This is a genomic window from Pseudomonas fuscovaginae SE-1 (assembly GCF_000364705.1).
Lineage (GTDB): Bacteria > Pseudomonadota > Gammaproteobacteria > Pseudomonadales > Pseudomonadaceae > Aquipseudomonas > Aquipseudomonas fuscovaginae_A.
On sequence record NZ_AQOH01000026.1, the window covers coordinates 1 to 18,828 of the forward strand.

Genomic DNA, 18,828 nt, shown 5'->3' on the forward strand with positions numbered 1-18,828 from the left:
GTTCGTCCTGCAGCAGCGGCATGCCCAGGTAGCGGCTGCTGAACAGCAGGCTGCTGGTGGGGGCCGAGAATTCCAGCGGGCAGGGGAACAGCAGGTCGTACTCGCTGGCATGGCCAGGACGCGGGTAATGGAAGGTGGCCTGTTCCAGGCGGATGCGCTGGCCGATCAGCCAACTGCCGAGGCGATGCCAGATCACCAGCAGGCATTCGCAGAGGAAATGCTCCGGGTCCCAGAGATTCGAGGCATCCAGGCTCAGGCGCACCTTGTCGCCCTCGCGCGCCAGGCTCAGCAGCGGCCCCTCGGGAAACAGCCGGTAGAACAGCAGTCCACGGTTGAGGGCCTTTTCCAGGCTGCTGCAATGAATCAGCGCGTGGCACATCATCGCGAAGGTGCCGCGCTGGCTGCGGCTCTGGCCGAACCCCAGGTACTCGTCATCCAGTTCCAGCCACAGGCCTTGCAGCAGTTGGGTGAACTGTTCCGGGGCCAGGCGTGCCCTGGGTTCGCTCAACAGCTCCGGGGCGATACCCAGCCGTTGCAACAGGCCCGAGTAGGCGTAGCCCCTGCGACGGGCTCCATCCAGGGCGGCATTGGCGAAATGGCTGGCGATGCTGCGCTCACGCATGGGGCGGTCCGTGTCCATTGAATGGCGGATCTTAGTCAGGGATCTTGACTCGGAACAAGGCGGATATCCGCCAAAATCCATGGCTGCTGGCAGTGGAAGGGCGGAAATCCGCCATCTATTCTATAGGGGCTGGCTGACAGAAAACGACTGAAAGCCTGATGGCTAAAGGCTTTGACGGAATTTTCCGAAAGTGGCACGCGCCTTGCGATAAGGGAACGGTCTGCCCACGCAGTTCGACAAACAACAAATCCCTCCGGTGCAGGAGGGTTCGTGCTTCAGGTTGCGCATCTGTCAGATGGATGACAGTTGGGTGATCTCTTGAGGAACTTTGCAATGACGACTCGTCAGCCACTGTACAAATCGCTGTATTTCCAGGTCATCGTAGCGATCGCTATCGGTATCCTGCTCGGCCATTTCTACCCACAGACCGGCGTGGCCCTCAAGCCACTGGGTGACGGCTTTATCAAGCTGATCAAAATGGTCATCGCTCCCATCATCTTCTGCACCGTGGTCAGCGGTATCGCTGGCATGCAAAGCATGAAATCGGTCGGCAAGACCGGTGGTTATGCACTGCTCTACTTTGAAATCGTCTCGACCATCGCCCTGCTGATCGGCCTGATCGTGGTCAACGTCGTCCAGCCGGGCAGCGGCATGCACATCGACGTCGCCACCCTGGACGCCAAGAAGGTCGCTGCCTACGTCACCGCCGGTGCGGACCAGAGCGTGGTCGGCTTCATCCTGAACGTGATCCCGAACACCATCGTCGGTGCCTTCGCCAACGGCGATATCCTGCAGGTGCTGATGTTCTCGGTGATCTTCGGTTTCGCCCTGCATCGCCTGGGCGATTACGGCCGTCCGCTGCTGGACCTGATCGATCGCTTCGCTCACGCGATGTTCAACATCATCAACATGATCATGAAACTGGCGCCACTGGGTGCGCTGGGTGCCATGGCCTTCACCATCGGTGCCTACGGCGTGGGCTCGCTGGTGCAACTCGGCCAACTGATGATCTGCTTCTACATCACCTGCGTACTGTTCGTGCTGCTGGTGCTGGGCGCCATCTGCCGTGCCCACGGTTTCAGCGTACTGAAGCTGGTGCGCTACATCCGTGAGGAACTGCTGATCGTACTGGGGACTTCCTCCTCGGAATCGGCCCTGCCACGCATGCTGGTGAAGATGGAGCGCCTGGGTGCGAAGAAATCGGTCGTGGGCCTGGTGATTCCAACCGGCTACTCGTTCAACCTCGACGGCACCTCGATCTACCTGACCATGGCAGCCGTGTTCATCGCCCAGGCGACCGACACTCACATGGACATCACCCACCAGATCACCCTGCTGCTGGTGCTGCTGCTGTCCTCCAAGGGGGCTGCTGGCGTGACCGGTAGTGGCTTCATCGTTCTGGCCGCCACCCTGTCCGCCGTCGGCCACCTGCCGGTTGCCGGCCTGGCGCTGATCCTGGGTATCGACCGCTTCATGTCCGAAGCCCGTGCCTTGACCAACCTGGTGGGTAACGCGGTGGCTACCGTGGTCGTGGCCAAGTGGGTCAAGGAGTTGGATGAAGACAAGCTGCACGCGGAACTGGCTTCCGGTGGCCGCGCTATCGAAGATGAGCGCATCCTGGACGACCTGGGCGTGGCCGAAGGCCAGGCGCCAAACGTCAAGTAAGCCTCTGCGCAAGTTGAAAGAACCCATCTTCGGATGGGTTTTTTCATGCCCGTCGATGAGCGTTTGCGTCAGTCTTCCCGAGCATTGCGGTAATTGCTGTCAAGCCATGGGCTGCCTACTCTTTCAAGCGTCGCGCTGATCAGGTAGGTGGTTATGCAGGAATTCAGTCAAGAGACCCCGCAAGTACCAGCATCGGGCCCGCTGGCTTCGCTGAAGATCCTCGATTTTTCGACGCTGCTGCCGGGCCCGTTCGCCTCGCTGTTGCTGGCGGACATGGGCGCCGAGGTCCTGCGCATCGAATCACCCACCCGCCAGGACCTGTTGCGGGTGCTGCCGCCCCACGACCAGGGCGTTGCTGCCAGCCACGCCTATCTCAATCGCAACAAGCGCAGCCTGTCCCTGGATCTCAAGCAGGCCGAGGCGGTAGCCATCGTTCATCGACTGGTGCTCGAGTACGACATCCTGCTGGAGCAGTTCCGCCCCGGGGTGATGGATCGTCTGGGGCTTGGTTATGAAACCCTCAGGCGCAGCAACCCGCGACTGATCTACGTGGCGATCAGCGGTTATGGCCAGACCGGCCCCTACCGTGACCGCGCCGGGCATGACATCAACTACCTGGCTTTGTCGGGGCTGGCCAGCTATACCGGGCGCGCGCAGGGTGGGCCATTGCCACTGGCGATGCAGGTGGCCGATTTGGCGGGGGGCTCGCTGCATGGGGTGGTCGGCCTGCTGGCGGCGGTGATCGCCCGGCAGCAGACGGGGCAGGGACAGTATGTCGATGTAAGCATGACCGATTGTGCATTCAGCCTGAATGCCCTCGCCGGTGCCGGTTTCCTGGCCTGTGGTGTCGAGCCGGGGCGCGAGCGACAGGTGCTCAATGGCGGCAGTTTCTATGACTACTACCGCAGTCGTGACGGTCGCTGGTTTTCCGTCGGCAGCCTGGAACCGAACTTCATGGGGGCGCTGTGTGGCGCTCTGGCGCGCCCCGAATTGGCCAGTCATGGCCTGTCGCCCGATCCTGCCCGGCAACAGTGGCTCAAGCAGCAGTTGCAACTGGAGTTCGAGAAATATGATTACGAAGCGCTGTGCGGGGTGTTTGCCGGTATCGATGCCTGTGTGGAGCCGGTGCTGGACTTGGCCGAAGCGGTCGAGCACCCGCAGTTGAAGGCGCGAGGTATGGTGGTCCAGGTGCCACGGGAGAGCGGCGGCAGTCAGGCGCAGATGGCATGCCCGTTGAAGTTCTCCCAGGGGCTGCCGGAGCCGAGGTACGTTGGAGGCGCGGTGGGGGAGCATAACGACCAGGTGTTGCGTGAGCTGGGATACAGCGACGAACAAATCGTGGGGCTGCGTAGAGGGGGAGCGTTAGGCTGAGTCTGTGGGGATTTGTGCCGGCCCTTTCGCGGGCAAGCCCTGCTTCCGCAAGGTGAGGCCGTAGGGCAAGGGTGAGAACGAGCGCAGGCTTTAGGAGCAGGCGGTGCGGCGATCCGACTTGCGGTGGCCACCACCAGGGGCGGATTACTCGACCCGGACCTCGCCACTGAACACCAGCGTCTGTCGACAGCGCCGGCACAGGTAACGCCGCCCCTGGCTGACCAGCCGATGGCGCTGGACCGAGAACGGGAAATCGCTGTCGGCACAGGGGCAGCGATAGATGTAGCGCGTCACGCTGCGCCGCTGTACCTCGTAGGTGTGGCAGCGGTTGGGCGGCAGTTCGTAGACGCCACGCATGATCAGTTGCCATTCCTCGCCATGGGGCTGGATCCGGTCGCCGAACAGTTGATGGGCAATCAGGTGGGCGACTTCATGGGGTACGGTCTGGCGCAGGAAGTCCTCGCTGTTCTCGCGGTACAGTTGTGGATTGAAGCGCAACAGGTTCTCGTGCAAGTGGGCGACACCGGCTTTCTGGCCACGCAGCTTGAGGCTGATGGTCGGGCGTTTGAAAGGACGTTTGAAAAAGGATTCGGCTTGCAGGAAACAGTCTTCGACGCGGGTATAGAGTTGCTCGGGCATGCTGTACATTTCTCCAGAGACGTCGAGTATGCCGCAAAGCTCGTCGATTCCGAATCCGCCAGGCGCCGAATGGTCGTGTCGACATGAAAAGGCCGCCTTGCGGCGGCCCGTGTCGGCAGTTTCTGGTTATCTAGCTGGTATACACGGGGCCGACTCCCAGGCCCCAGACGACCACGGTGAAGGCCATGATCGCCACCAGCACGACCAGCCCGACGGCCAGTACCGAACTGGAGAACAGGAAACCTTCGTCCGAAGGTATGTTCATGAAGGTCGGCAGGCCGACGTAGAGCAGGTAGACCGTGTAGCAGATCGCCGCCGTCCCGACGATCATGCCCAGCCACATGTGTGGATAGAGCGCCGCCAGGCCGCCGATGAACAGCGGGGTGGCGGTGTAGGTGGCGAAGGCCACGCAACGCTGCAGGCTGGGGTTGGCGTCGTAGGTACGGGCCATCCAGTGGATGAACGCGCCCATCACCGCCACCCCGCCGAGCATGGCCAGGTAGGACATGACGGTCATCCAGATCGCGCTGTCCTGGGTCAGCATGACCGGTGCCCGGTTGCCGATGACCCAGCCGACCCGGGTGGTGCCGATAAAGGCGGAAACCGCGGGAATCGCGGCGAGAATCAGGGTGTGGGTAAGGTACATGTGGCCGATGCTTTCCTCGGCATCGCCACGGATTTCCCGCCATTCCTGATCAGGGTGGGTGAACAGTCCCACGACATGATGGATCATCTGAGTCACTCCTTTCGTTATTACCATCGCCCCCCAAACGGAGCGCCGGGACAGACGGCCAGAGTAATCGGAGGTCTGGATATGTCTGCGACCTTATGTCGCAGTATAGGAAGGACTGGAGCCCGCAGGGCAGGGGTTTTAGCTCAAATTGCACTGTCGGACAGGGCTGTAATAGCGTTGTAGCATTTGTTGGATGTCCCGAGAGCTCCATGAGCACGCCTGTGTCCGTCCGCTCCACTCCCACCGCGACGGGTTTGTGCGTAAAATAGTCGCCTTTTTCGACACACCGCGCGGATTTCAAGGGCTATGGGCACTCTTTCGGTCAATCAGAACAAACTGCAGAAACGCCTTCGCCGGCAGGCGGGCGAGGCAGTCGCCGACTTCAACATGATCGAGGACGGCGACAAGGTGATGGTCTGCCTGTCGGGTGGCAAGGACAGCTACACCATGCTCGACGTTCTGATGCACCTGCAGAAAGTCGCACCGATCAAGTTCGACATCGTCGCCGTGAACATGGACCAGAAGCAGCCCGGCTTCCCTGAGCACGTGCTGCCCGCGTACCTGAAAGAGCTGGGCGTGGAGTACCACATCGTCGAGAAGGACACCTACTCGGTGGTCAAGGAACTGGTACCGGAAGGCAAGACCACCTGCTCGCTGTGCTCGCGCCTGCGCCGCGGCACGCTGTACACCTTCGCCGACGAGATCGGGGCGACCAAGATGGCCCTGGGGCATCACCGCGACGATATCGTCGAGACCTTCTTCCTCAACATGTTCTATAACGGTTCGCTCAAGGCCATGCCGCCCAAGCTGCTGGCCGACGATGGTCGCAACGTGGTGATCCGGCCGTTGGCCTACTGCAGCGAAAAGGACATCCAGGCCTACTCGGACTTCAAGCAATTCCCGATCATCCCCTGCAACCTCTGCGGTTCCCAGGAGAACCTGCAGCGCCAGGTGGTCAAGGAGATGCTGCAGGAGTGGGAGCGCAAGAATCCGGGCCGTACCGAGAACATCTTCCGTGGCCTGCAGAACGTCAGCCCGTCGCAGTTGGCCGACCGCAACCTGTTCGACTTCGCCAGCCTGCGCATCGACGAGACGGCCGCCTCGCGCTTCGTCAATGTCGTGAACCTGTAAGGGCAGCGCATGCGCGACTACAAGTGGCTGCACGAGTACTGTCTGAACCGCTTTGGTTCGGCGGCGGCGCTGGAAGCGCAACTGCCGGTGCCGCGCACTCCGGCGCAACTGCGCGCGTTCGGCGATGACCGCTACCTGTCGCTGATCGCCCTGCGGGTCTTTCGTGCCGGGCTCAAGCACAGCCTGGTGGATGCCAAGTGGCCGGCCTTCGAGCAGGTGTTCTTCGGCTTCGACCCGGAGAAGGTGGTGCTGATGGGGGCCGAGCATCTGGAGCGACTGATGCAGGACACGCGGATCATCCGCCACCTGGGCAAGCTCAAGAGCGTGCCGCGCAATGCGCAGATGGTGCTGGACGTGGCGAAGCAGAAGGGCAGCTTCGGCAACCTGATCGCCGACTGGCCGGTGACCGAGATCACCGGTCTGTGGAAGTACCTGGCCAAGCACGGGCATCAGCTCGGTGGCCTGTCGGCACCACGGCTGCTGCGGATGGTCGGCAAGGACACCTTCGTACCGAGCAATGACGTAGTGGCGGCGCTCAACGCCCAGGACATCATCGACAAGGTGCCGAGCAGCCTGCGCGACCTGGCGATCGTCCAGGACGCCTTCAACCAGTGGCATGCCGAGAGTGGCCGGCCGATGTGCCAGTTGTCGATGATGCTGGCGTTCACCGTCAACCACTGATCAGGTTTTCTGGGGGACTGATCGTTCCCACGCTCCGCGTGGGAACGCAGCCCGTGACGCTTTGCGTCACAAAAACGGACGCTGAGCGTCCAGGGAGACGTGCCCACGCGGAGCGTGGGAACGATCGGGAAACCGTGGGAGTTCAGGCGGGTTGTGGCTGGCCTTCCCCGGCCAGGCGCCGGTTCAACTGGTGGCGCCAGCGCACGTAGACCATCGCACTGCAGAACACCGCCAGGCTCGCGCCCATTTCCAGCAGGCCGAACACCTGCCGGTTCGGGTCGAAGGCCGCCAGCGCACCCTTGAGAAAGTACAGGTTCACCACATAGCAGGTGAACGAGTGCCCGCGCGGGCTACCGGTCAACATTCCCGGCACCAGTGGCAGCAGCGGCACCAGTTCGATCAGCAGGATCACCCAGGGGCGGGCGCCGTGCAGGTCGGCGAACACCAGGTAGTACACGCACAGCAGGCCGACCAGGCCGAAAAAGCACGCCAGGGCCAGCCAGCGGCCGAACCTGACGCGTGGTTCCAGCCATTCCTGGCTGGGCAGTACCTTGGGCTTCCTAGCCACGGCCTTTCTCCAGTTGCAGTGCGGTGGTCGCCAGGCGCTTGCCGAGTGCGCGGCACAGGGCGATTTCATGTTCGTCCAGCGGTCGCTTGCCGTCGCTGCCGGTGTGGTGGCTGGCACCGTAGGGCGTGCCGCCGCCGCGGGTATCGAGCAGTGCCGACTCGCTGTAGGGCAGGCCGGTAACCAGCATGCCGTGGTGCAGCAATGGCAGCAGCATCGACAGCAGGGTGCTTTCCTGGCCGCCGTGCAGGCTGGAGGTCGAGGTGAACACCGCGCCCGGCTTGCCCACCAGGGCGCCGGTCAGCCACAGGCTGCTGGTGCCGTCGATGAAGTACTTCAAGGGTGCCGCCATGTTGCCGAAGCGGGTCGGGCTGCCCAGGGCGAGGGCCGAACAGTGCTTCAGATCGTCGAGGCTGGCATACAGCGCGCCTTCCTCGGGAATGGCTGGCGCCACCGCCTCGCATTCAGTGGAAATGGCCGGAACGGTACGCAGGCGTGCCTCCAGACCGGCCTGCTCGACGCCCCGGGCAATCTGCCGGGCCATCTCGCGGGTGGAGCCGTTGCGGCTGTAGAACAACACCAGGACGTACGGTTCGCTCACGGCAGGATCTCCAGCACCTTCTCCGGCGGCCGGCCGATGATCGCCTTGTCGCCCGCCACCAGGATCGGGCGCTCCATGAGTTTGGGATGGGCGGCGATGGCGGCGATCAGTTGTTCTTCGCCGAGCTGGCTGTCGGCCAGGTTCAGGCTCTGGTATTCGTCTTCGCCGCTACGCAGCAGTTGCCGGGCGCTGATGCCGAGCTTGCCCAGCAGGCTGCGCAACTGGGCCGCGTCGAGCGGGGTTTCCAGGTAGCGCACCACGGTCGGGGCCAGGCCTCGGGCTTCGAGCAGTTCCAGCGCACCACGGGATTTCGAGCAGCGCGGGTTGTGATAAAGCGTCAGATCGGTCATGTGCGGGTCGCATCTTGCGTAAGGTGGCGGGTATTCTACCTGCCTGGCGAGCGCTCCTGAACCGTACGAGGTAAATGGTCGCAGTCGATGGCTCATTTGACGGGGGATTGCACACATGGCAAGGCGATTGGCAGCCGTACTGGCGATGATGGGCGCGCTGCTGCTCAGCGGTTGCGGCAATGATTACGGGGTTGACCAGCACGGTCAGAAGGTGGCGGCCGAGCGCCTGGACAAGCACTGGAAGGTGGTCAACTACTGGGCGGACTGGTGTGGCCCGTGCCGCACGGAAATCCCGGAGCTCAACGCCCTGTCCGAACAGCTCAAGGAGCAGTCGGTGGGGGTATTCGGGGTCAATTTCGACGGATTGCAGGGTGATGAGCTGAACAAGGCCGCCGAGGCATTGGGGATCAGGTTCACGGTGCTGGCGCAGGACCCTGCGGATCTCTTCGAGCTGCCACGCAGCGAGGCGCTGCCGGTGACCTACATCATCGACGACAAGGGCAAGGTGCGCGAGCAACTGATGGGCGAGCAGACGGCGGCCGGTGTGCTGGCGAAGCTCAAGGCGCTCAAGGGCTGAGTGGCCCTGGCAGTTGTCATGGCGCCCCGGGGAAGGGCGCCATGGAGCGGCCTGGCGGTCAGCCTTCTTCCGACCATAGGCGCAGCGGCTGGCCCTGGGCCGGCCAGAAGCGTACCTGCTCGACCGGGGAGATATCCCAGCGCTGGACGTTTTCCAGTGCCTGCAGGAAACGCTTCTCCTGCTCCATCAGGGCCGGGGCGCAGAGCTTGCGGGTGCTGCCGACCTTGCCGAAGCTCAGGCTATCGCCATCGAGGGTGTAGGGCGCGAACCAGTGGTTGCAGCCGCCGTTGCCATAGGCCCGGCCGTCGTCGCCAAGGGTGACGGTCAGGTGGCTGTTGTCGATCAGCGGACGTTCGCCGATCCACTCCAGCACGTAGCTGTGATCCTGCTGCAGTTGCACACGGTCGCCGGCACAGCCCACCAGGCTGGTGGCCAGCATCCCCAGAATCACCGCGTGTCTCATCATCTTGCCTCCTGGCATTTCGGGCAGAGGTGCTTCTCGCCCTGGGTGGTCCAGCCCAGCTCGGCGATGCGCGCCGTGGCTGCGGGTTTCTGTGCCGGGACGCCGAGCCTGGCGTCCACGGCGAATTCGAAGTCCAACTGTTTGGCGCAGCTGTCGCAGTGGACTTGCCACTGGTGGATCGCCAGTTCGCCGAACACCGGCCCGCGGGCCATGGCGGTCCACTGGCCGGGCGGGTTGATCAGGTGCCGTACGGTTTCGACGGTCAGGCGCATGGACAGGTCACGGCTGCCCTTGAGGGTGACCAGCAGCACGTCGTCGATGCGGATCGAGCCACCGTTGCCGGTGACCTGGTAGCGGCCCGGCACCAGGGCGCGGCATTCGGTCAGGGTGTGTTGCGGGTTCATCAGGCTGTAGCGGAAATCGTGTTCGACCATGGGTCCTCCAAATATGGCCGATATGCTAGCACGCAGCGGCCCGGCCGATGGCAGCCGCTTGCGACCTTCGATCCGGTTGGCCGGGCTTTTCCCGCCGATCAGCCTTCCACCAGGTTCTGCGGCCGGCCGGCCTGCCAGGCGGCGATGTTGTCCAGGGTCGTGGCGGCGATCGCGGCCAGGGCCTCATGGGTCAGGAAGGCCTGGTGCGCGGTGACGATCACGTTGGGGAAGGTCAGCAGCCGCGCCAGTACATCGTCCTGCAGTGGCAGGTCGGAGCGGTCCTCGAAGAACAGTTGGGCCTCCTCCTCGTAGACATCCAGCCCGAGGTAGCCGAGCTGGCCCTCCTTGAGCGCCTCGATCAGGGCCGGAGTGTCCACCAGGCCGCCGCGGCCGGTATTGATCAGCATCGCTCCGGGTTGCAGGTGGGCGAGGGTTTCGCGGTTGATCAGGTAGCGCGTGTCGGCGGTCAGCGGGCAATGCAGGCTGATGATTCGCGACCGGGCGAGCAGTTCCGGCAGCTCCAGGTAGTGTGCGCCGAGGGCCAGGACTTCCGGATTCGGGTAGGGGTCGTAGGCCAGCAACTGGCAGCCGAAACCGGCCATGATCCGTGCGAAGGTCGCGCCGATCTGGCCGGTACCGACGATGCCGACGGTCTTGCCGGCGAGGTCGAAGCCGGTCAGCCCGTGCAGGCTGAAGTCGCCCTCGCGGGTGCGGTTGTAGGCCCGGTGCAGTCGGCGGTTGAGCGCCAGGATCAGTGCCACCGCGTGTTCGGCCACGGCATGGGGCGAATAGGCCGGCACGCGCACCACGCTCAGGCCCAGGCGCCGGGCCGCCTTCAGGTCGACGTGATTGTAGCCGGCCGAACGCAGGGCGATCAGCCGGGTGCCGCCGGCGGCCAGTTGTTCCAGCACCGGGGCGCTCAGGTCGTCGTTGATGAAGGCACAGACCACCTCGTGCCGCTCGGCCAGGGGCGCGGTATCCAGGCTCAGGCGCGCGGCCTGGAAGTGCAGTTCGAGTCCGGAGGGCAGGGGGCTGGCCTGGAAACTGTCGCGGTCGTAGGTCTGGCTGCTGAAGAGTATTCCACGCATGACGATTTTCCTTTCGAAAGTGACCGGCAGCCTAGCGCCGGTCACCTGGGCGTGTATTGCCGTGGATCAGGCGCTGACCCGGGCCTCGATGGCCAGGCGGGCGATCGCCATGTCCAGTTCGTCGAGGGCCTGGTGGGCATTGGCATCGTCCTGCTTGAGCAGGGTCTCGCTGCGCTGGCAGGCCGCGCGCAACTGCGGTACGCCGCAGTAGCGGGTGGCGCCGTGCAGGCGGTGGACACGTTCGATCAGGCCGTTGTTGTCATGGGCCTCGCGGGCCGAGCGGATCGCCTCGCGGTCGGCATCCAGCGAGGCCAGCAGCATCGCCAGCATGTCGGCGGCCAGGTCGGCCTTGCCGGCGGCCAGGCGCAGGCCTTCTTCCGGGTCGAGCACCAGCAGTTCGGAGGCGTTGTTAGCGGCGTCGCCGCCACGCTCCTGACTCTGGTTGCGCAGGGCCAGTCCGGTCCATTTCAGCACCACCTGGGCCAGTTGGCGTTCGCTGATGGGCTTGGTCAGGTAATCGTCCATGCCGCTTTGCAGCAACGCACGTTTTTCGTTGGCCATGGCGTGGGCGGTCAGGGCGACGATGGGCAGCGCGGCGCTTTGCCGTTCGTTTTCCCACTGGCGAATCGCCTCGGTCGCTTGCCGGCCGTCCATGCCGGGCATCTGCACGTCCATCAGTACCAGGTCGAAACTGGCTTGCTGAACCGCATCGATCGCCGCGTAGCCGCTGTCCACCGCCAGCACCTCGGCGCCCATGTCTTCGAGCAGGGTCTGCACCAGCAGCAGATTGGCCGGGTTGTCGTCCACGCACAGCACCCGTGGTGCGCGGCTGCCGAGCGGTTCGCTGGGCTCCAGGCGTGCCGGGCGTGGGGCGATCAGGTCCGAGAGCGTCCGACGCAGCTTGCGGGTACAGGCCGGCTTGGCCTGGAGCTGGTTGTGCGGGTTGGGCACCGACAGATGGAACAGGGTCTGCTCGGTGGTCGGGCAGAGTACCAATACCCGGCAACCGAGGTGTTCGAGGTCCCAGATATGCTGGTTCAGTCGCTCCGGCGGCATGTCCTGGGCCGTGACGCCGACGACCGCCAGGTCGATGGCCTGTTCGGTCTGGTAGGCACCGGTGACGCCATTGGCCAGGCCCGGCAGGCTGTTGAACGGAATCACTTCCAGACCGCAGTCTTCCAGTTGGTGCTGCAGGGCCTGGCGTGCCAGTTCGTGGTGTTCCAGCACGGCGACGCGTCGACCGAGCAGCGGTGCGGCGGGCAGGTCCTCGATATCGTCGCGGGTCTTGGGCAGGCTCAGGCTGATCCAGAACTCGGAGCCTTCGCCCGGCGTACTGTCGACACCGATCTCGCCGCCCATCTGCTCGATCAGGCGCTTGGAGATCACCAGCCCGAGACCGATGCCGCCGGGCTGCCGGGACAGCGAATTGTCAGCCTGGCTGAAGGCCTGGAACAGCGCCCGCACATCCTGGCTCGACAGGCCGATGCCGGTGTCCTGCACGCTGATGCGCAATTGCACGCTGTCCTCGTGTTCCTCTTCGAGCATGGCCCGGGCGACGATGGTGCCTTCACGGGTGAACTTGATCGCGTTGCTCACCAGGTTGGTGAGGATCTGCTTGAGGCGCAGCGGATCGCCGATCAACGACAACGGCGTATCGCGATAGACCAGGCTGACCAGTTCCAGCTGCTTGGCGTGGGCCGCCGGGGCGAGGATGGTCAGGGTGTCCTGCAGCAGGTCGCGCAGGTTGAACGGAATGCTGTCGAGCACCAGCTTGCCGGCCTCGATCTTCGAGAAGTCGAGGATTTCATTGATGATCCCCAATAGGCTGTCGGCGGACTTTTCGATGGTACTCAGGTAATCCAACTGGCGCGGGGTCAGCTCGCTTTTCTGCAGCAGGTGGGTGAAACCGAGGATGCCGTTGAGCGGGGTGCGGATCTCGTGGCTCATGTTGGCGAGGAATTCGGACTTGATCCGGCTGGCTTCCAGGGCTTCCTTGCGCGCCAGGTCGAGTTCGATGTTCTGGATCTCGATGGTTTCCAGGTTCTGGCGCACGTCCTCGGTGGCTTGGTCGATGCTGTGCTGCAATTCTTCCTGGGCGTTCTGCAGGGTCTCGGCCATGCGGTTGATGCCGGAGGCCAACTGGTCCAGTTCCTGGCTGCCGAGCGCTGGCAGGCGGGTTTCCAGATTGCCGTCCTTGAGCTGGGCCACGGCCTGCCGGATCTGGCTGATCGGGGTATTGATGGTGCGACTCATGCGCAGGGCCAGCAGTGCGGTGCCGAGCAGGCCGGTGGCGATCAGCAGCAGGCTGGCGAACAGACTGCGGTAGCCACGCAGCAGCATGCCGTTGTGCGACAGCTCCAGCTCGACCCAGCCCAGCAGCCGGTCCGCTTCATCGGGCACCGGCTCGCCGGCCATGCCGCGATGCCGGCCGAACACCGGCAGCAGGTAGCGGGTAGCGTCGTTGCCGCTGCGTTGCAGCATGTGGCTGCTGTTGCCGGTGGGCGGCTGGTTGAGCATGCTCGGGCCGGCATGGGCCAGTTGTTCGCGGTTGGCACCGAGGAACGACACCGCGCGGACGTCGGTCTGTTCCAGGGCCTGGGTGGCAACCCGCTCCAACTGTTCGCTGTCGTTGCGGCTCAGGGCCGGAGCGACCAGCGGGGCCAACTGCTCGGCGATCATCTCGCCACGCTGCAGCAACTGGCTTTGCAGTTCCGATTGCTGCAACCAGGTGAAGTACCCGCCCAGCACCAGCGCCATCAGCGTGGTCGGCAGCAGGGTGAGCAGAAGGACACGGCCTTTGATGCCCAGGTTCTTAAGCACGCAAAACTCTCCATCAGATACGGCGTTTGGCAGACACGGCGATCTTCTATTTGCGGCGAGCGCTTCCTGCGCCCGCACCACCTGCGCAGTGTAGCCATATGAGGTGGTGGAAATCTCGCAAAGTTCGCGGGGGCTTCAATGACTCCCGGGCCCAGGTCTGACGGACGGCCTCCCTGTCGGCGGACGCGTGGAGCACCCTTGGCATTCTCGAAACCGCTTATAGCCAGAAGCCATAAGCATCGCACTTTGCGTGATATGGGCCGCAGGCGTTTGCCGGTATGATAGTCGCCCCCCGCAGTCTGGATTGCGAATACGCCATGACCTTGCAGTATCCAACTATCGCCGATTGCATCGGCAACACGCCCCTGGTTCGTCTGCAACGCTTGCCTGGAAATACCAGCAACACCCTCCTGCTCAAGCTTGAAGGGAACAATCCAGCAGGCTCCGTGAAGGACCGTCCGGCCCTGTCGATGATCACCCGCGCCGAGTTGCGCGGGCAGATCCAGCCCGGTGACACCCTGATCGAGGCGACCTCGGGCAACACCGGGATTGCCTTGGCCATGGCCGCGGCGATCAAGGGCTACAGGATGATCCTGATCATGCCCGACAACTCCACGGCCGAGCGCAAGGCGGCGATGACCGCCTATGGCGCCGAGCTGATCCTGGTCAGCCGCGAGGAGGGCATGGAAGGCGCCCGCGACCTCGCCGAGAGGATGCAGGCCGAAGGTCGCGGCAAGGTGCTCGACCAGTTCGCCAACGGTGACAACCCCGAGGCGCACTACACCGGCACCGGCCCGGAAATCTGGCGGCAGACCCAGGGCGGTATCACCCACTTCGTCAGCTCCATGGGCACCACCGGCACCATCATGGGCGTGTCGCGCTACCTGAAGGAGCAGAACCCGGACGTGCAGATCGTCGGCCTGCAGCCGATGGAAGGCGCGACCATTCCGGGCATCCGTCGTTGGCCCCATGAATACCTGCCACGGATCTTCCAGTCCGAGCGGGTCGACCGCATCGTCGACATGGGCCAGGAAGAAGCCGAAGACGTGATGCGTCGCCTGGCCCGTGAAGAAGGCGTATTCTGTGGGGTGTCCTCGGGCGGTGCGGTGGCGGCCATGCTGCGCCTGTCGCGCGAGGTCGAGAACGCGGTGATGGTCGCGATCATCTGTGACCGCGGCGACCGCTACCTGTCGACCGGCATCTACGACGCTCCCAACTGATGGCCAGACAGCAGAAAGGCCTGCGCTTCCAGCCGACTGGCGGCAGCCGGGCCCCGCAAGTGCCCGTTGGCAAGAAACAACGGCTGACGATCGAGCGGCTGGCCAACGACGGCCGTGGGATCGCCTTCATCGAAGGGCGCACCTGGTTCGTCGCCGGCGCCCTGGCTGGTGAGGAAGTCGAGGCGCGGGTGCTGGGTGCCCATGGCAAGGTGGTCGAGGCGCGCAGCGAACGCCTGCTGCTCGCCAGCGACCAGCGTCGTCCGGCGCCCTGTGCCCACGTCGGGCGCTGTGGCGGTTGCAGCATCCAGCACATGCCCCATGCGGACCAGCTTGCCCTCAAGCAGCGTATGCTCGCCGAGCAGTTGTCGCGGGTGGCGGGTGCCGAGCCCGAGCAGTGGGCGGTGCCGCTGACCGGCCCCGAGTTCGGTTATCGCCGGCGGGCCCGGGTGGCGGTGCGCTGGGATGCCAAGGCCAGGCAACTGGAGGTGGGTTTTCGTGCGGCGTCCAGCCAGGACATCGTCGCCATCGACGATTGCCCGGTGCTGGTCGAATCCCTGCAACCGATCATGAACGGCCTGCCGACAATGCTCCGGCGTTTGAGCAAGCCCCAGTCGCTGGGGCACGTCGAACTGTTCAGCGGTTCGGCCGTGGCCGTGTTGTTGCGGCATATGTCGCCGTTGTCGGCCGCTGACCTGAAGGTCTTGCGCGACTTCTGCGAAGAGCACTGCGCGCAGCTCTGGCTGCACGGCGAGGAAGGGCCGCAGCCGGTGGAGGCGGCGCAGTCGCTCGGCTATCGCCTGGCGCGGTGGAACCTGGAGCTGGCCTACCGGCCGGGAGATTTCGTTCAGGTCAATGCCGGGGTCAACGAGGCGATGGTGGCCCAGGCGCTCGACTGGCTGCAGCCTGCGCCCGAGGAGCGGGTACTGGACCTGTTCTGCGGCCTGGGCAACTTCGCCCTGCCGCTCGCTCGCCAGGTGCGCGAGGTGGTGGCGGTGGAGGGCGTGCAGACCATGGTCGACCGGGCTGCCGCGAATGCCGCCGCGAACGATCTGCATAACGCGAGCTTTTTTCAGGCCGATTTATCCCGGCCTCTGAATGATGCCGGTTGGGCCAAAGCAGGCTTTTCTGCGGTACTCTTGGACCCACCACGCGACGGTGCCCTCGAAATGGTCGGCAAGCTTGCCGGATTGGGCGCCAGGCGTCTGGTGTACGTGTCGTGCAACCCCGCGACTCTGGCGCGCGACACGGTCGAATTGATCAAGCAGGGCTACCGGTTAAAACGTGCCGGGATCCTCGATATGTTTCCGCAGACAGCGCATGTCGAGGCCATGGCGTTATTTGAAACGAGCCAGGATGCTCGTCTAGTCTGACTGGTCGCCCCCGCACTCCGACCGGCCCTGCCGGAGTGCGGGGGGCAATCAACGGCCAGCGATTCTGACGCATTGAATCTGCGTCGTAGGGAAGGTAAGCAAGATGGTACAGGTGAGAGCACACCAGCCGATCAACACCGACGGCAGTATCAATCTCGAGGCATGGCTCGACCACACGGTGAGCGTCGATCCGGCGCTGGACCGCGAAGCATTGAAGGAGGCCTGCGAGTACGCACGGCTTGCCGAACAACAGACCCTGCCGACCCAGGATGCCTGGGCCGAAGGTGGCAGTTTCAGTACCGGGCTCGAGATCGCCGATATCCTCGCCGACCTCAAGCTCGATCAGGACTCCCTGGTCGCCGCCGTCCTGTACCGTGGCGTGCGCCAGGGGCAGATCCTGTTGCCGGCGGTCAGCCAGAAATTCGGCCCGGTGGTGGCCAAGCTGATCGATGGCGTGCAGCGCATGGCGGCCATCAGTGCCAGCCTCAGCCCGCGCCAGTCCCAGGTCATGGGCACCCAGGTGCAGGTGGAGAATCTGCGCAAGATGCTCGTGGCCATGGTCGACGACGTGCGCGTCGCGCTGATCAAGCTGGCCGAGCGCACCTGCGCGATCCGGGCGGTGAAGAATGCCGACGAAGAAAAGCGCAATCGCGTGGCCCGCGAGGTCTTCGACATCTATGCGCCGCTGGCCCATCGCCTGGGCATCGGCCATATCAAGTGGGAGCTGGAGGACCTGTCCTTCCGTTACCTGGAGCCCGACCAGTACAAGCAGATCGCCAAGCTGCTGCACGAGCGGCGGCTGGATCGCGAGCGCTTCATCAGCGATGTGATGTGCCAACTGGAAAACGAACTGCTGGCGACCGGCGTCAAGGCCGACATCAGTGGCCGGGCCAAGCACATCTATTCGATCTGGCGCAAAATGCAGCGCAAGGGCCTGGAGTTCAGCCAGATCTACGACGTGCGCGCGGTACGCGTGCTGGTTCCGGAAATGCGCGACTGCTATACCGCGCTGGGGATCGTCCACACCCTGTGGCGGCATATACCCAAGGAATTCGACGACTACATCGCCAACCCCAAGGAAAACGGCTATCGCTCGCTGCACACCGCGGTGATCGGCCCGGAAGGCAAGGTGCTGGAAGTGCAGATCCGCACCCACGCCATGCACGAGGAGGCGGAACTCGGCGTCTGTGCGCACTGGAAGTACAAGGGCACCGACGTCAAGTCCGGCTCCAACCACTACGAAGAGAAGATCTCCTGGTTGCGCCAGGTGCTGGAATGGCACGAGGAGCTGGGAGATATCGGTGGCCTGGCGGACCAGTTGCGGGTCGATATCGAGCCGGACCGGGTCTACGTCTTCACTCCGGACGGGCATGCGATCGACCTGCCCAAGGGCGCCACTCCACTGGACTTCGCTTATCGGGTGCACACCGAGATCGGCCACAACTGCCGGGGCGCGAAGATCAACGGGCGCATCGTGCCGCTCAACTACAGCCTGCAGACCGGCGAGCAGGTGGAAATCATCACCAGCAAGCACGGTACGCCGAGCCGCGACTGGCTGAACTCGAACCTGGGCTACGTGACCACCTCGCGGGCGCGGGCGAAGATCGTCCACTGGTTCAAGCTGCAGGCGCGCGACCAGAACGTCGCGGCCGGCAAGACCCTGCTCGAACGTGAGCTGACGCGCCTGGACCTGCCCCAGGTGGACTTCGACAAGCTCGCCGACAAGGCCAACATGAAGACCGCCGAGGACATGTTCGCGGCCCTCGGCGCCGGTGATCTGCGCCTGGCGCAACTGGTCAACACCGCACAGCAACTGGTCGAGCCGGAGCGCGGCAACGAGCAGTTGGAGCTGATCCCGCGCAAGTCCGCCGGCTACAAGCCGGGCAAGCGTGGCGACATCCAGATCCAGGGCGTCGGCAACCTGATGACCCAGATGGCCGGCTGCTGCCAGCCGCTGCCGGGCGATGCCATCGTCGGCTACATCACCCAGGGCCGCGGGGTGAGCATTCACCGCCAGGACTGCGCCTCGGTGCTGCAACTGAGCGGGCGCGAGCCGGAGCGGATCATCCAGGTCAGTTGGGGGCCGGTGCCGGTGTCGACCTATCCGGTGGATATCATGATTCGCGCCTACGACCGTTCCGGTCTGTTGCGTGACGTGTCCCAGGTGCTGCTCAACGAGCGGATCAACGTGCTGGCGGTCAACACCCGCTCGAACAAGGAGGACAACACCGCGTTGATGTCCCTGACCATCGAGATCCCGGGGCTGGACGCGTTGGGGCGGTTGCTGGGGCGGATTTCCCAGCTACCGAACATCATCGAAACCCGCCGCAACCGCACGACTTGAGCCTCTGTGCTCGGCCGATGATCGTTCCCACGCTCGGCGTGGGAACGCATCCCGGCGACGCTCCGCGTCATAGGAGCGGACGCCGGGCGTCCTGTGCGGCATGCCCACGTGGAGCGTGGCAACGATCGGAAAGCTTCGCGGGCAAGCCCGCTCC

At 64.2% G+C, this 18,828-nt stretch carries 18 protein-coding genes; 8 read left to right on the plus strand and 10 right to left on the minus strand.

Features of this window, described 5'->3' with window-relative positions; translation table 11 throughout:
- Nucleotides 1-622, minus strand: a 622-nt coding sequence (locus K675_RS0103545; RefSeq protein WP_017902134.1) for an AraC family transcriptional regulator, incomplete at its 3' end; no start/stop codon positions are given.
- Between the two features lie 333 nt (nt 623-955).
- Here K675_RS0103545 and K675_RS0103550 point away from each other — a divergent pair.
- Nucleotides 956-2,287, plus strand: a complete 1,332-nt coding sequence (locus K675_RS0103550) for a dicarboxylate/amino acid:cation symporter (RefSeq protein ID WP_017902135.1) — start codon at nt 956-958, stop codon at nt 2,285-2,287.
- Between the two features lie 153 nt (nt 2,288-2,440).
- Nucleotides 2,441-3,658: a CaiB/BaiF CoA transferase family protein gene (locus K675_RS0103555; protein ID WP_017902136.1), complete on the plus strand. Its 1,218-nt coding sequence runs from the start codon at nt 2,441-2,443 to the stop codon at nt 3,656-3,658.
- 144 nt (nt 3,659-3,802) lie between these two features.
- Here the strand turns inward: K675_RS0103555 and K675_RS0103560 are convergent, their stop codons facing one another.
- Complete coding sequence (locus K675_RS0103560; RefSeq protein ID WP_026144893.1) at nt 3,803-4,297, minus strand: SprT family zinc-dependent metalloprotease; 495 nt, start codon at nt 4,295-4,297, stop codon at nt 3,803-3,805.
- Between the two features lie 130 nt (nt 4,298-4,427).
- Entirely contained in the window at nt 4,428-5,030 is a 603-nt protein-coding gene (locus tag K675_RS0103565) for a Yip1 family protein (protein WP_017902138.1), read from the minus strand.
- A 306-nt stretch (nt 5,031-5,336) separates the two neighbouring features.
- Between K675_RS0103565 and ttcA the strand changes: the two genes are divergently transcribed.
- Both ttcA and K675_RS0103575 read left to right on the plus strand, forming a co-directional pair.
- Nucleotides 5,337-6,161 (plus strand): tRNA 2-thiocytidine(32) synthetase TtcA, encoded by an 825-nt coding sequence (ttcA, locus tag K675_RS0103570; protein WP_017902139.1) that lies wholly within the window; start codon nt 5,337-5,339, stop codon nt 6,159-6,161.
- A gap of 9 nt (nt 6,162-6,170) precedes the next feature.
- Nucleotides 6,171-6,842 (plus strand): DNA-3-methyladenine glycosylase I, encoded by a 672-nt coding sequence (locus K675_RS0103575; RefSeq protein WP_017902140.1) that lies wholly within the window; start codon nt 6,171-6,173, stop codon nt 6,840-6,842.
- A 142-nt stretch (nt 6,843-6,984) separates the two neighbouring features.
- Here K675_RS0103575 and K675_RS0103580 read toward each other — a convergent pair whose 3' ends face one another.
- The 3 genes from K675_RS0103580 to arsC are packed head-to-tail and all read right to left on the minus strand — an operon-like array spanning nt 6,985 to nt 8,358.
- Nucleotides 6,985-7,410, minus strand: coding sequence for a DUF2069 domain-containing protein (locus tag K675_RS0103580; RefSeq protein ID WP_017902141.1), 426 nt, complete (start codon nt 7,408-7,410; stop codon nt 6,985-6,987).
- Nucleotides 7,403-8,008, minus strand: coding sequence for an NAD(P)H:quinone oxidoreductase (gene wrbA, locus K675_RS0103585; RefSeq protein WP_017902142.1), 606 nt, complete (start codon nt 8,006-8,008; stop codon nt 7,403-7,405). The genes K675_RS0103580 and wrbA overlap by 8 nt, the downstream gene beginning before the upstream one ends.
- Nucleotides 8,005-8,358 (minus strand): arsenate reductase (glutaredoxin), encoded by a 354-nt coding sequence (gene arsC, locus K675_RS0103590; protein ID WP_017902143.1) that lies wholly within the window; start codon nt 8,356-8,358, stop codon nt 8,005-8,007. The genes wrbA and arsC overlap by 4 nt, the downstream gene beginning before the upstream one ends.
- Before the next feature lie 115 nt (nt 8,359-8,473).
- Here arsC and K675_RS0103595 point away from each other — a divergent pair, with 115 nt between their 5' ends.
- Nucleotides 8,474-8,935: a TlpA family protein disulfide reductase gene (locus tag K675_RS0103595; RefSeq protein WP_026144894.1), complete on the plus strand. Its 462-nt coding sequence runs from the start codon at nt 8,474-8,476 to the stop codon at nt 8,933-8,935.
- 58 nt (nt 8,936-8,993) lie between these two features.
- Here the strand turns inward: K675_RS0103595 and K675_RS0103600 are convergent, their stop codons facing one another.
- From K675_RS0103600 to K675_RS0103615, 4 genes are all read right to left on the minus strand, one after another.
- Nucleotides 8,994-9,398, minus strand: a complete 405-nt coding sequence (locus K675_RS0103600; RefSeq protein ID WP_017902145.1) for an META domain-containing protein — start codon at nt 9,396-9,398, stop codon at nt 8,994-8,996.
- Nucleotides 9,398-9,832, minus strand: coding sequence for a hypothetical protein (locus K675_RS0103605; protein ID WP_017902146.1), 435 nt, complete (start codon nt 9,830-9,832; stop codon nt 9,398-9,400). The genes K675_RS0103600 and K675_RS0103605 overlap by 1 nt, the downstream gene beginning before the upstream one ends.
- 98 nt (nt 9,833-9,930) lie before the next feature.
- The gene (locus tag K675_RS0103610) at nt 9,931-10,920 is read right to left on the minus strand and encodes a 2-hydroxyacid dehydrogenase (RefSeq protein ID WP_017902147.1); all 990 of its coding nucleotides are present in this window, start codon (nt 10,918-10,920) and stop codon (nt 9,931-9,933) included.
- Between the two features lie 66 nt (nt 10,921-10,986).
- On the minus strand, nt 10,987-13,740 hold the full coding sequence (locus K675_RS0103615; RefSeq protein ID WP_017902148.1) for a response regulator: 2,754 nt from the start codon (nt 13,738-13,740) through the stop codon (nt 10,987-10,989).
- Nucleotides 13,741-14,057: 317 nt separating this feature from the next.
- On the opposite strand from K675_RS0103615, the gene cysM reads away from it, so the two are divergent.
- From cysM to relA, 3 genes are all read left to right on the plus strand, one after another.
- Entirely contained in the window at nt 14,058-14,960 is a 903-nt protein-coding gene (gene cysM / locus K675_RS0103620; protein ID WP_017902149.1) for a cysteine synthase CysM, read from the plus strand.
- Complete coding sequence (rlmD, locus tag K675_RS0103625; protein WP_017902150.1) at nt 14,960-16,330, plus strand: 23S rRNA (uracil(1939)-C(5))-methyltransferase RlmD; 1,371 nt, start codon at nt 14,960-14,962, stop codon at nt 16,328-16,330. Before cysM ends, rlmD begins: the two co-directional genes overlap by 1 nt.
- A 103-nt stretch (nt 16,331-16,433) precedes the next feature.
- Entirely contained in the window at nt 16,434-18,674 is a 2,241-nt protein-coding gene (gene relA, locus K675_RS0103630; protein WP_017902151.1) for a GTP diphosphokinase, read from the plus strand.
- Nucleotides 18,675-18,828: the final 154 nt, after the last annotated feature.